The organism is Mycobacterium seoulense (assembly GCF_010731595.1).
Classification (GTDB): domain Bacteria; phylum Actinomycetota; class Actinomycetes; order Mycobacteriales; family Mycobacteriaceae; genus Mycobacterium; species Mycobacterium seoulense.
Window position 1 is genome coordinate 5,286,838 of record NZ_AP022582.1, and the last position, 12,270, is coordinate 5,299,107.

At 68.7% G+C, this 12,270-nt stretch carries 15 protein-coding genes; 11 read left to right on the forward strand and 4 right to left on the reverse strand.

Annotated elements, in window-relative coordinates; translation table 11 throughout:
• The first annotated feature begins 37 nt into the window (after positions 1 to 37).
• The 10 genes from G6N37_RS24670 (at position 38) to G6N37_RS24715 (ending at position 8,632) form a co-directional block, all read left to right on the forward strand.
• On the forward strand, positions 38 to 1,093 hold the full coding sequence (locus tag G6N37_RS24670; RefSeq protein ID WP_174813979.1) for an alpha/beta fold hydrolase: 1,056 nt from the start codon (positions 38 to 40) through the stop codon (positions 1,091 to 1,093).
• Entirely contained in the window at positions 1,086 to 1,556 is a 471-nt protein-coding gene (tsaE, locus tag G6N37_RS24675; protein ID WP_163684009.1) for a tRNA (adenosine(37)-N6)-threonylcarbamoyltransferase complex ATPase subunit type 1 TsaE, read from the forward strand. The genes G6N37_RS24670 and tsaE overlap by 8 nt, the downstream gene beginning before the upstream one ends.
• The gene (gene tsaB / locus G6N37_RS24680; protein WP_163684012.1) at positions 1,553 to 2,176 is read left to right on the forward strand and encodes a tRNA (adenosine(37)-N6)-threonylcarbamoyltransferase complex dimerization subunit type 1 TsaB; all 624 of its coding nucleotides are present in this window, start codon (positions 1,553 to 1,555) and stop codon (positions 2,174 to 2,176) included. Before tsaE ends, tsaB begins: the two co-directional genes overlap by 4 nt.
• Entirely contained in the window at positions 2,173 to 2,640 is a 468-nt protein-coding gene (rimI, locus tag G6N37_RS24685; RefSeq protein WP_163684014.1) for a ribosomal protein S18-alanine N-acetyltransferase, read from the forward strand. The genes tsaB and rimI overlap by 4 nt, the downstream gene beginning before the upstream one ends.
• The gene (tsaD, locus tag G6N37_RS24690; RefSeq protein ID WP_163684016.1) at positions 2,637 to 3,659 is read left to right on the forward strand and encodes a tRNA (adenosine(37)-N6)-threonylcarbamoyltransferase complex transferase subunit TsaD; all 1,023 of its coding nucleotides are present in this window, start codon (positions 2,637 to 2,639) and stop codon (positions 3,657 to 3,659) included. Before rimI ends, tsaD begins: the two co-directional genes overlap by 4 nt.
• Before the next feature lie 199 nt (positions 3,660 to 3,858).
• A complete protein-coding gene (gene groES, locus G6N37_RS24695; RefSeq protein WP_007167930.1) occupies positions 3,859 to 4,161 on the forward strand; it encodes a co-chaperone GroES in 303 nt (100 codons plus the stop codon).
• 137 nt (positions 4,162 to 4,298) lie between these two features.
• The gene (groL, locus tag G6N37_RS24700) at positions 4,299 to 5,915 is read left to right on the forward strand and encodes a chaperonin GroEL (RefSeq protein ID WP_163684018.1); all 1,617 of its coding nucleotides are present in this window, start codon (positions 4,299 to 4,301) and stop codon (positions 5,913 to 5,915) included.
• 163 nt (positions 5,916 to 6,078) lie between these two features.
• Positions 6,079 to 6,408 carry a hypothetical protein gene (locus G6N37_RS24705; RefSeq protein ID WP_163684020.1) on the forward strand — a complete coding sequence of 110 codons (330 nt, stop codon included), beginning with the start codon at positions 6,079 to 6,081 and terminating at the stop codon, positions 6,406 to 6,408.
• An 88-nt stretch (positions 6,409 to 6,496) separates the two neighbouring features.
• Positions 6,497 to 7,429 (forward strand): LLM class F420-dependent oxidoreductase, encoded by a 933-nt coding sequence (locus G6N37_RS24710; protein WP_163684022.1) that lies wholly within the window; start codon positions 6,497 to 6,499, stop codon positions 7,427 to 7,429.
• Positions 7,430 to 7,531: 102 nt separating this feature from the next.
• The gene (locus G6N37_RS24715; RefSeq protein WP_163684024.1) at positions 7,532 to 8,632 is read left to right on the forward strand and encodes a ferritin-like domain-containing protein; all 1,101 of its coding nucleotides are present in this window, start codon (positions 7,532 to 7,534) and stop codon (positions 8,630 to 8,632) included.
• 37 nt (positions 8,633 to 8,669) lie between these two features.
• Here the strand turns inward: G6N37_RS24715 and G6N37_RS24720 are convergent, their stop codons facing one another.
• From G6N37_RS24720 to G6N37_RS24735, 4 genes are all read right to left on the reverse strand, one after another.
• Positions 8,670 to 9,323 (reverse strand): DUF1345 domain-containing protein, encoded by a 654-nt coding sequence (locus tag G6N37_RS24720; protein WP_163684026.1) that lies wholly within the window; start codon positions 9,321 to 9,323, stop codon positions 8,670 to 8,672.
• A gap of 45 nt (positions 9,324 to 9,368) precedes the next feature.
• Entirely contained in the window at positions 9,369 to 9,773 is a 405-nt protein-coding gene (locus tag G6N37_RS24725; protein WP_163684029.1) for a hydrogenase, read from the reverse strand.
• A 54-nt stretch (positions 9,774 to 9,827) separates the two neighbouring features.
• Positions 9,828 to 10,592: a superoxide dismutase family protein gene (locus G6N37_RS24730; protein ID WP_163684031.1), complete on the reverse strand. Its 765-nt coding sequence runs from the start codon at positions 10,590 to 10,592 to the stop codon at positions 9,828 to 9,830.
• 113 nt (positions 10,593 to 10,705) lie between these two features.
• Positions 10,706 to 11,014, reverse strand: coding sequence for a WhiB family transcriptional regulator (locus G6N37_RS24735; protein WP_163684033.1), 309 nt, complete (start codon positions 11,012 to 11,014; stop codon positions 10,706 to 10,708).
• Between the two features lie 352 nt (positions 11,015 to 11,366).
• Here G6N37_RS24735 and G6N37_RS24740 point away from each other — a divergent pair, with 352 nt between their 5' ends.
• Positions 11,367 to 12,185, forward strand: coding sequence for a hypothetical protein (locus tag G6N37_RS24740; RefSeq protein ID WP_163685477.1), 819 nt, complete (start codon positions 11,367 to 11,369; stop codon positions 12,183 to 12,185).
• Positions 12,186 to 12,270 lie beyond the last annotated feature (85 nt).

Below are 12,270 nucleotides of genomic sequence, written 5' to 3' on the forward strand. Positions count from 1 at the left end.
TCACAACGGGAGGGCGTGGCTTGCGGGAGGTGCCGGGCTGACCGCCCTGGCCACCATCGTCGGAGCCTCGGCCCGGCGTTCGATGATCCGGCGCGCCCGCGGCCTCGAAGACCCTTACGCCGACGAGGATTTCGACCGGATCGACGACGACCGCCGTTCGGTGGTCACCACCCCCGACGGGGTGTCGTTGTCCATCCGCGAGGCCGGCCCCGCGGACGCCCCGCTGACGATGGTCTTCGTCCACGGATTCTGTCTGCGGATGGGCGCCTTCCATTTTCAGCGCACACGCCTGCCCCACCACGTGGGCCCGGGCGTCCGGATGGTCTTCTACGACCAGCGCGGGCACGGTCAGTCCGATGAGGCCCCGCCCGAGACCTACACGCTGACCCAACTCGGCAGAGACCTGCAAAGCGTGCTCCAGGTGGTCGCGCCGCGCGGGCTGGTGGTGCTGGTGGGCCACTCGATGGGCGGCATGACCGTGTTGTCGCACGCCCGTCAATTCCCCGACCAGTACGGGCGCCGGATCGTCGGGGCCGCGCTGATTTCGTCCGCGGCGGAGGGCGTTGCCCGCTCCCCGCTGGGCGAGATCCTGAAAAACCCTGCGCTGGAAGCATTCCGGTTCACCGCTCGGTCCGCGCCGAAGCTGATGCACCGCGGCCGCAACGTCTCGCGCTCGCTGATCGGCCCCGTACTGCGGGCCGCCTCCTACAGCGACCTGCACGTCAGCCGGAGCCTGGACGCCTTCTCCCAGCGGATGATGAACGGCACCCCCATCGCGACGATGGTGGAGTTCCTGGACGCCTTGGAGGCGCATGACGAAACCGCCGGGCTGTGGACCTTGCTGCGCATCCCCACCCTGATCGCGTGCGGGGACCACGACCTGCTGACCCCGGACGAGTACTCGCGCAAGATGGCGGCCTCGCTGCCGCAATCCGAGCTGGTCATCGTTCGCGGGGCCGGCCACCTGGCGCTGCTGGACAAGCCCGAGGCGATCAACGACGGGCTGGTCCGGCTGATCAAGCGCGCCACCCCGGGCCGGGTTGCGCTGGCGGCGCGGTGGATGCGGGAAAGGCTGCGGCGCCGTGGTGGCTAGGCCCGCACTTTCGGGCACGGCCACCCTGGAACGCGTGGAGGACACCGTCGCGCTGGGGTCGCGCCTCGGTGAGCGGCTGCGCGCGGGCGACGTGGTGGTGCTCACCGGTCCGCTCGGCGCGGGAAAGACGGTGCTGGCCAAGGGTATTGCCGCGGCGATGGACGTCGACGGCCCGGTCACCTCACCGTCGTACGTGCTGGCGCGGGTGCACCCGGCGCGGCGGCCCGGCGCGCCGGCGATGATTCACGTCGACATGTACCGGCTCTTGGACACCGACGGCGCCGACCTGCTCGGCGAGCTCGACTCACTGGACCTCGACACCGATCTCGACGACGCGGTCGTCGTCGTGGAGTGGGGCGAGGGACTCGTCGAGCGCCTCGCCGAGCGGCACCTCGACATCCGTCTGGAACGGCTCAGCGGGTCCGACGTGCGCATCGCTTCCTGGCAGTGGGTCTGCTCATGAGTGTCGTTCTCGCCCTTGACACTTCGACCCCCGCCGTGACGGCGGGGATTGTGCGCCGGGCAGACGTCAGCGTGCTGGCCGAGCGGGTCACCCTCGACGCCCGGGCGCACGCCGAACGGCTCACGCCGAATGTGGTGGCCGCCCTGGCCGACGCCGGGCTGGCGATGAGCGACCTGGACGCCGTCGTGGTCGGTTGCGGCCCCGGCCCGTTCACCGGCCTGCGGGCCGGGATGGCGACCGCCGCCGCGTACGGGCATGCGCTGGGCATCCCGGTGCACGGCGTGTGCAGCCTGGACGCCATCGGGGTGTGCACCACCGGCGAGGTGCTGGTGGTCACCGACGCCCGCCGGCGCGAGGTCTACTGGGCGCGGTACCGGGACGGGTTTCGCATCGACGGGCCGGGTGTCAGCGTGCCCGCCGACGTCGATCCCGGCGCCGCGGGCGCGGTGGCCGGCTCGACGGAGCACGCGGCGCTGTTCGGCCTGCCGCACCGCGGGCCGATCCATCCGACACCGGCGGGGCTGGTCGCCGCCGTGCCCGACTGGTCGCTGCGCCCACCGCCGTTGGTGGCGCTGTATCTGCGCCGCCCCGACGCCAAACCGATGGCGGCGCGCGAGTGACCGCCACCAGCGAACCCGTGACGCTGGGCGCGTTGACGCCGTCCGACGCGGCGCGCTGCGCCGAGCTGGAAAGCCAGCTGTTCGACGGTGACGACCCGTGGCCCGCGGCGGCCTTCACCCGGGAGTTGGCCAGCCCGCACAACCATTACGTGGGCGCGCGCGTGGGCGGCACGCTGGTCGGCTATGCCGGGATTTCGCGGCTGGGCCGCACCCCGCCGTTCGAGTACGAGGTCCACACCATCGGGGTGGACGGCGCCTACCAGGGGCGGGGCATCGGCCGCCGGTTGCTCGACCAGCTGCTCGTCTTCGCCGACGGCGGCGTCGTCTTCCTGGAGGTGCGCACCGACAACGAGGCGGCCATCGCGTTGTACCGCAGCGTGGGATTCGAGCAGATCGGCCTGCGCCGGCGCTACTACCGGGCGAGCGGCGCCGACGCCTACACCATGCGCAGGGAACCCCAATGATCATCGTGGCCATCGAAACCTCTTGCGACGAAACGGGAGTCGGCATCGCGCGGCTCGAACACGACGGCGCCGTGACACTGTTGGCCGACGAGGTGGCGTCCAGCGTCGACGAACACGTCCGCTTCGGCGGCGTGGTTCCCGAGATCGCGTCGCGGGCGCATCTGGAGGCGCTCGGCCCCACCATGCGTCGCGCGCTGGCGACGGCCGGCGTGCACAAGCCCGACGTCGTCGCCGCCACGATCGGTCCCGGGTTGGCCGGCGCGCTGCTGGTCGGAGTTGCCGCGGCCAAGGCGTATGCGGCCGCGTGGGGGGTGCCGTTCTACGCCGTCAATCACCTGGGCGGGCACCTGGCCGCCGACGTCTACGAACACGGCCCGCTGCCCGAGTGCGTGGCGCTGCTGGTGTCCGGCGGCCACACCCACCTGCTGCACGTGCGTTCCCTCGGTCAACCGATCGTCGAATTGGGCAGCACCGTCGACGACGCGGCGGGCGAGGCCTACGACAAGGTGGCCCGCCTGCTGGGGCTGGGCTACCCGGGCGGCAAGGTCCTCGACGACCTGGCCCGCACCGGCGATCGAAAGGCCATCGCCTTCCCGCGCGGCATGACCGGCCGGGCCGACGACCCGTACGCCTTCAGCTTCTCGGGGCTGAAGACGGCCGTGGCGCGGTACCTCGAGAGCCATCCGGACGCGGTGAACGCCGACGTCGCCGCGGGGTTTCAGGAGGCCGTCGCCGACGTGCTGACCATGAAGGCGGTGCGCGCGGCCACCGGGCTGGGCGTCTCGACCCTGCTGATCGCCGGGGGAGTGGCCGCCAATTCGCGGCTGCGGGAGTTGGCGGAGCAGCGATGCGCGGCGGCCGGGCTGACACTGCGGATCCCCAGGCCACGGCTCTGCACCGACAACGGGGCGATGATCGCCTCGTTCGCCGCGCACCTGGTGGCCGCCGGGGCGCCGGAGTCGCCACTGGATGCGCCCACCGATCCGGGGCTGCCGGTGGTAAAAGCCCAGGTGAGCTGATCGCTCGTAGCGAATACCCGATACGCAGCGGGCCGCCCTTGAGTGCTAGCACTCTCGTGTATAGAGTGCTAGGTGGCAATCGGCCAAACCCTGTGTCGGCACCCGCGACGACGGCGCTCGGGCCCGGACGGCTGCCGAATCCCTTGATAATTCCGGGGCACCCGCCCCGGACCCGATCTAACTAGTGGAGGCTCCAATCGTGGCGAAGGTGAACATCAAGCCACTCGAGGACAAGATTCTCGTGCAGGCCAACGAGGCCGAGACCACGACCGCGTCCGGTCTGGTCATTCCTGACACCGCCAAGGAGAAGCCGCAGGAAGGCACCGTCGTCGCAGTCGGTCCCGGCCGCTGGGACGAGGACGGCGAAAAGCGCATCCCGCTGGACGTCTCGGAAGGCGACACCGTCATCTACAGCAAGTACGGCGGCACCGAGATCAAGTACAACGGCGAGGAGTACCTGATCCTGTCGGCGCGCGACGTGCTGGCCGTCGTATCGAAGTAAGCACCGTGTTCCGCCCCGGCGATCCCCGCGTATGGCCGCGGGTGATTTCCGGGGCGGCATGCGTTCGCGGGTAGTGGCGATCGCAAGCGCGGCGAAGCCGGGCGAAGCGGGTCGCCACCATTCAAACAAGGAGCCTGATGAGCAAGCTGATTGAGTACGACGAGACTGCCCGCCGGGCCATCGAGGCCGGCGTCAACGCGCTCGCCGACGCGGTCCGGGTGACGCTGGGGCCACGGGGTCGGCATGTGGTGCTGGCCAAGGCGTTTGGCGGCCCCACGGTCACCAACGACGGCGTCACCGTAGCGCGTGAGATCGACCTGGAAGACCCGTTCGAGAACCTGGGCGCGCAGCTGGTGAAGTCGGTGGCCACCAAGACCAACGACGTGGCGGGCGACGGCACCACCACCGCGACCGTGCTGGCGCAGGCGCTGGTGAAGGGCGGCCTGCGGCTGGTTGCGGCCGGCGCCAACCCGATCGAGCTCGGCGTGGGGATTTCCAAGGCGGCCGACGCGACGTCCGAGGCGCTGCTGAGCTCGGCCACCCCGGTGTCCGGCAAGGACGCGATCGCGCAGGTGGCGACGGTGTCGTCGCGCGACCAGCAGCTGGGCGAGCTGGTCGGCGAGGCGATGACCAAGGTGGGCACCGACGGCGTGGTCAGCGTCGAAGAATCCTCGACGCTGAACACCGAGCTGGAGTTCACCGAGGGCGTCGGCTTCGACAAGGGTTTCCTGTCGGCGTATTTCGTCACCGACTTCGACTCGCAGGAAGCCGTGCTGGACGACCCTCTGATCCTGTTGCACCAGGACAAGATCGGCTCGCTGCCCGACCTGCTGCCGATGCTGGAAAAGATTGCCGAGGCGGGGAAGCCGCTGCTGATCATCGCCGAGGACGTCGAGGGCGAGGCCTTGGCGACCCTGGTGGTCAACTCGATCCGTAAGACGCTCAAGGCGGTCGCCGTCAAGGCGCCGTTCTTCGGCGACCGGCGCAAGGCCTTCCTCGAGGACCTGGCGGTGGTCACCGGCGGCCAGGTGATCAACCCCGACGCCGGCCTGCTGCTGCGCGAGGTCGGCACCGAGGTGCTGGGCTCGGCCCGCCGCGTGGTGGTCAGCAAGGACGACACCATCATTGTCGACGGGGGCGGCTCCAAGGATGCGGTCGCCGACCGGATCAAGCAGCTGCGCGCCGAGATCGAGAAGAGCGATTCCGACTGGGACCGCGAGAAGCTGCAGGAGCGGCTGGCCAAGCTGGCCGGCGGCGTGGCCGTGATCAAGGTCGGTGCCGCCACCGAGACGGCGCTCAAGGAACGCAAGGAAAGCGTCGAGGACGCCGTCGCGGCGGCCAAGGCCGCCGTCGAGGAGGGCATCGTCGCGGGCGGCGGGTCGGCGCTCATCGGAGCGCGCAAGGCGCTCGAAGAGCTGCGCGGGTCGCTGACCGGCGACCAGGCGTCGGGCGTCGCGGTGTTCGCCGAGGCGCTCGCGGCGCCGCTGTACTGGATCGCCACCAATGCCGGCCTGGACGGCGCGGTCGCGGTGAGCAAGGTCAGCGAGTTGCCGGCCGGGCATGGGCTCAACGCCGACAAGCTCACCTACGGCGACTTGATCGCCGACGGGGTGATCGACCCCGTCAAGGTGACCCGGTCCGCGGTGCTCAACGCGGCGTCGGTGGCGCGCATGGTGCTGACCACCGAGACGGCGATCGTCGACAAGCCCGCCGACGACCACGACGACCACGGCCACGGGCATCACCACCATTAGAAGATCCGCTACGAAGCACCCCCGGCCCGGTGGCCGGGGGTGTTTTCGTGAGGGCGGGCGAGAGTACGGTTTCATCCGCGACGCGCTACGTGGCTTGTTGGGATCGGTAGCGACGTAGGGCTTGTGCACTGGTTGCCAGGAACGCACCAGGGAGGACAGGACCATGCTGCTTGCCCACATGACGAAGAGGCTCATCGCCGCGGCACTGCTGGCAGGGAGTACCGCGCTAACCGGGTGGGGTGTGGGGATCGCCCACGCCGACACGATGGCACCGCACCGATGGTGCCCGGGCAACCCGAAGCAGATGCCCTACGTCGTGAACCAGTACATCGACTGGGACTGGAGTGTCTGCCACACCTGGTATCCGACCCAATACGGGATGGGTAACGTCACCATGCAGGGCCGGCCGACCTCGATCTGGGACGGCGACAACCCGCCGATCGAGGCGATCACCATCAGGCATTGCCCGCCGATCGCCTTCATGTGCCCCTAGCCCGGTCGCACACGTCCCCGTTCTTCAGCATCGAGGCAGCCGGTCCGAACCGGAATGTAAACGACGCGCGGCCACGTTGCAGTCGGGCGTGACCATTCGCCTCGGACTACAGATCCCCAACTTCTCCTACGGCACACCAGTCGCCGAACTGTTTCCCGCCGTTCAGGCTCAGGCCCGCGAGGCCGAGGGCGCCGGATTCGACACTGTGCTGCTGATGGACCACTTCTACCAGTTGCCGGGACTCGGTGAACCCGACGAGCCCATGCTGGAGGCCTACACCGCGCTGGGCGCCTTGGCCGCCTCCGTCGAGCGGGTGCAGCTGTCGACGTTGGTGACCGGCAACACCTACCGCAACCCGACCCTGCTCGCCAAGGCGATCACCACGCTGGACGTCGTCAGTGCCGGGAGGGCGATCCTTGGCATCGGTGCGGGCTGGTTCGAACTGGAGCACCGGCAGCTGGGCTTCGAGTTCGGCACCTTCACCGAACGTTTCGAAAAGCTCGAGGAGGCGCTGCAGATCATCGTCGGAATGCTGCACGGTGAGCGCCCCACCTTTTCCGGCAAGTGGTACCGCACCGAAAACGCGGTCAACGAACCGCGCTACCGCGACCACATCCCGATCATGCTCGGTGGCAGCGGCGAGAAGAAGACGTTCCGGCTGGCCGCCCGGTACGCCGACCACCTCAACATCATCGCCGACATCGATCAGCTGCCCGCCAAGCTGGACGTGCTGCGCCAGCGCTGCGCTGAAATCGGCCGTGACCCGGAAAGTTTGGAGACCAGCTCGTTGCTGACGGTCGTGGTCGACGGGTACGGCGCGCCGACCGACATCGGCGAGGCCCGCGGTGGCCGGGCGGTCACCGGCACCGTCGATCAGATCGCCGACGAGATCAAACGCCGGATCATCGACGTGGGCATCGACGGCGTGATCATCAACCTGCCCACCCACCGCTACACACCCGGTGTCATCACTGCGGTGGGCGAGGCGCTGAAGCCACTGGTCGACACTCCCCGGCCGTAACGGCGCCCCCGCGGGCAAGGCTTGACGCGGTGCCGCACCCGGGTGCACTGTGATACTCGTCATATGACCACTGGTCACACCCCGGGAGAGAGGCGGCCACTCATGAGCACGAGGGACAAGTACACGGAGGTGCCCACGCCGTACTCGTGGGAGGTCCCCAGCGCCGGCGACGCGCGCTTCACCTGGGAGTACGACGAGGGGCGCGCCCGCCTCCTGTCCCTCTACCAGAAGGGAAAGGACAAGCAGTGGGACGCCCAGTCGCGCATCGACTGGACGCAAGACGTCGACCCGATGAACCCGGTCGCGCTGCCCGACGACTTCCATCCGCTGTTCGGCAGCCCGATGTGGGAGGCCGCAGACAACGCGCGTCGCGCCGAGATGCGCCAGCACTTCCAGGCCTGGCAGTTGTCGCAGTTCCTGCACGGCGAGCAGGGTGCGATGGTGTGCGCGGCCAAGATCGTCGAGGTCGTCCCCGACCTGGACGCGAAGTTCTACGCGGCCACCCAGACCATGGACGAGGCGCGGCACGTCGAGGCTTTCTCACGGTTCCTGCAGGACAAGGTGGACCTGGTCTACCCGATCAACAAGAACCTGACCGCACTCCTGGACGACACCCTGCGCGACTCGCGCTGGGACATGCCCTACCTCGGCATGCAGGTGCTCATCGAAGGGCTCGCGCTCGCCGCCTTCGGCGTGCTGCGTGACATGGCGGCGCCGGACTCGCTGGCCAAGCAGGTGCTGGCCTACGTCATGCAGGACGAGGCCAGGCACGTCGCGTTCGGCCGAATTTCGCTGAAGGACTACTACTCCGCGCTGACCGAGGCCGAGCGGTCCGAGCGGGAAGAGTTTGTCGTGGACGCCTGCTACCTGATGCGCGACCGGTTCCGCGGCGAGGAGGTTTTCGAGACGCTCGGCATGGACGTCGAAAAATGCGCCGAGTGGGTCGACAAGTCGCCGCTGATGATCCAGTTCCGCTCTCACCTGTTCAGCCGCATCGTGCCCATCGTGAAGGACATCGGGTTGTGGGGCGACAAGGTGCAGACCGCCTTCCGCGACATGGGTGTGCTCGACATGGCCGGCTCCGACATCGAGGCGTTGATGAAGGCCGACGAGGATCAGGCCGCCGCGCTGGACCAGGCACACTCCGAGATGGCCGCCCGGGCCGTCGAGGTGGACGAGATGATAGCGGCGGGCGCGAGCTGACGAGGTTTTCGTTCGCGGGGCCCGCGGAGGCATGAGGTCAGGACAACTTGGAGCTCAATCCCGCGACCAGGTTGATGGTGACCGCCAGGACGACCGCGCCGAGGAGGTAGGACAGCAACGCGTGGCGCAAGACCGTCGCCCTGATGGACGTCAAGCCGATCTCGGTGTCTGACACCTGATAGGTCATGCCCACGGTGAAGGCCACATACGCGAAATCCCGGAACCGGGGTCGCTCCGGGTCGTGGAAGTTGATTCCCCCCGGTTCGTCCGAGTAATAGAGCCGCGCGTAGTGCACGGTGAACAACGTGTGCACGGCAAACCAGGATGCGGCGACCGTCAAAATGCCCAGGACGGCGGCTTCTACGGCTCCGGGCCCGGTGCGCGACGAGGCGGCCACCACGTAGCCGACCCCGCCCAGGCTCGCGACGCTTGCCGACACGATGACCGCGTCGGCCACCCACCGGGTGGGGTCCTCCTTCGTCACATATCTGCAGGTTTGCTCGGCATCCATTCCGCCCAGCAGGATCCGCGTCCACACCACGTAGACGCCGGCGGTGACGACCCAACCGGCAAGCGCGAATCGCCAACCGACCGTGTTACCCACCGCGAGAGCGACGGCGCCGCCGAGCACGACCGCAACCGCTATCCGAGCCGCGACCGTGTCGCGAAAAAACTTAACGAGGGATTTCACAGTCCCGACCTAAGCACGAGCGCAGCTGTCGACGTACGCGACCGCCTACCACAGCCCGACGATGACGATGCCCACGCCGACCACGACCGCCGGCGCGAGGGACACCAACAGGAAGCTGACGAGCCGCTCCTTGGCCACCGGTGCTTCGTGCTCGGCCGCCGCAATCGGCGCGAGTTTGCGGCCGGCACCCCATGCCGCCGCGAGCAGCGTCGCCAGCCAGTTCGTGTAGGCGGAGTAGACGATCAGTACGACCGCGGCAACGCCCCAGGCTTTGGGCAGGTGGAGGTGCGGCCAGAGCAGGCCGAGGAGCACGAGGAACATGCCGTTGAGAACGGCCTCGAGGTGGCTCGACAGCGCCATGCGGGGGTTCTTCAGCGCCGGGATGCCGAACCCGGTGAGCAGACCCAGCAGGAACAGGACCAACCCGAGCGTGAACAGCATCGTCTGCATGTCAGAACAGTAGAGGCGTCGGGCCGGGCGCGGGTGCGGTGACGACGATCGCTGTCAGCGGCCGGGCGGAAGGCTGGGGGGAGTCGTCACCGTGGTGGTCGGCGCGGACGTGTACGTCGGGCTGCTGGTGACCGTGACGGTGCTCGTGCTGGTGCTCGTGGACGGCGGTGGTACCTCGGTCGTGGTGGTGATCGTCGTGACGCTGGTCGTCGTCGAGGTCGACGAGGTCGTCGTTGCGGAGGACGCGGCGAGCACGCCGCAGGCCACCCGCTTGCCCGACTCACCGGTGGAACCGTTGCTCAGGTTGTCCGCGGTCTGGTGGACGACCAGCGCGGTGCCCGAACTGTTCCGCAGGTCCGCGGCGGTGAACAGGTTGGTGGTGGTGACGAGTTTCGCCGAGCCGTCGGTGCGCACCTGCAATGCGGTGAGGTCGCCGCTGGCCGGAAAGCCCGTATGGTCGGGCGCCTGGTAGACGCTCCCGGCGGAGTTGAAGTCGCCGGTCGAGCCGCCCGCCGGCGCGGCAGAATTGGCCTCGCATTTGCCCACCGAGTGGATTTGCAGGCCGTGGAAGCCGGGGCTCAGGACCTGGTTGGGGCCGGCGTCCACGGTCACCGTCGCGTAGCCGTTCGCGAAATCGATGGTGGCGGTGCCGACCTGATTCCCGTCGGCGCTCTTCAACTGGGTGGTCATCCGCTCCGCGCCCGGCGGAGCGCTGGAGGATGAACTGGTGGCCTGGCCGCCCTGCTGATTCGCGCATGCGGCCAACGGTGCAATGCTCGCGGCAAGCACCGCCGTCGCGAGGGATACGCCCTTGTTCATGGGGCGGGCCTACCCGAATTGGCCGCCGTCGAAACGGCTGGGCTCAGACGTCTCGATGCGCCCGGCGACCGCCGACCGTTCAAAAGACGGGGCGGGAAAGTGGCGCCGGGAGGTCAGGCCGAACGGCGGATGCCGCGGTTGCGGCCGATGTCGCCCTTCAGCAACAGGTCGCGCTCCGATTCGGACAAGCCGCCCCAAACCCCGTAGGGCTCACCGACTTCGAGGGCGTGCGAACGGCATTCCTGAATTACCGGGCACTGCCGGCACATCTCCTTGGCGCGCTGCTCGCGCTGCATGCGGGCGCGACCGCGCTCACCGTCGGGGTGGAAGAACATCGACGAGTCAACGCCACGGCACAAGCCCTGCAGTTGCCAGTTCCAGATGTCGGCGTTGGGTCCGGGTAGCTGCTCCGGCTGTGGCATTGGTGTCTCCCTCTCTGCACGGCACGCCCAGTAAGGTCAGGTTCGCGAAGCGATAGTGCAACTGAATTGAAGCGGCGTCACCGATGACTACCCGTCATGCGTACGTTAGGGCGGACCGTGAATTTGCGTCAATAGCCACTTAGCCCGGCAAAGTATGTAATGGTTATAAAAGAATTAACGTCGCGTTCATCTGCCGCGCAATGGTGAAACAAGCGCCGTGCTACCAGGCGCTTGACCGAAACGAGATTCCGCAGCTCACGGCCCGGGAGAAGGGCGACCACGATTAGTACAGGACCTATTGTGATTAACAGTTCGGTAACGCGAACAGCACAAACTGTTTACTACCATCGTGGTGATTGAAACTCGTCACACTTCTGTGATTGGCGGAAAGGTCGCGGCCGCCGCCTTCGGTGACCAGCCCGGTACCTGGCCGTTGCCGACCGCGGTCACGCCCGAGGAGTTGTGGCTGCGCGCCGTGGCCGCGGGCGGGCAGGGCCGCTACGGCAGCGCCTCTCGCGACCTCTCGGCGCTACGGCGCGGTGCCCCCTCCGGACGGCTGGCCTCCCTGGCCCACAGCACGCAGGGGTCGTTCCTGCGCCAACTCGGTTGGCACACCTTGGCGCGCGGCTGGGACGGGCGTGCCCTGGCGCTGGCCGGCGCGGATGCCGAGGCGCGGACCGACGCCCTGATCGGTTTGGCGGCCGACGCTTTGGGCATCGGCCGGTTCGCGGCCGCGGCGGCCCTGTTGGCCCGGGCCGACGCGGAGCTGGACGCCGGGCCGCTGCCCGACCGGCAGCCGGTGCGACGAGCGTGGGTGGCCGCCGAATTGGCGATGGCCCGTGGCGACGGCGAAGTCGCCGTCCGGCATGCGGGAGAAGCGGTGCGGCTGGCGGGTGCCATGGCCATCCCGTCGGCGCGGCACGCGGTCAAGAGCGAGGTTGTGCTGGCGGCCGCCCTGTGCAGCGCCGGCGCCGCAGAGCGCGCCGGCGCGACGGCGGAGGCGGCCCTGGACGCGGCGAGCGCGCTGGGGCTGGTCCCGCTGAGGTGGGCGGTGGCGTGCTTGCTGATTGATCTCGGCAGCGTCACGTATTCGACACAACAGCTACGCGAAATTCGCGATGTCTGCGCAGGCCAAGTGCGGCGCGCCGGTGCGACGTGGCGTTCCGCTTGAAATGGCCTCCGGCCCGTTATTGTCAGTTCGTTAGTTAGGCCGGTTAGCCCGCGATGTGTCCGGTTCGTAACGTTGGAGATACCGC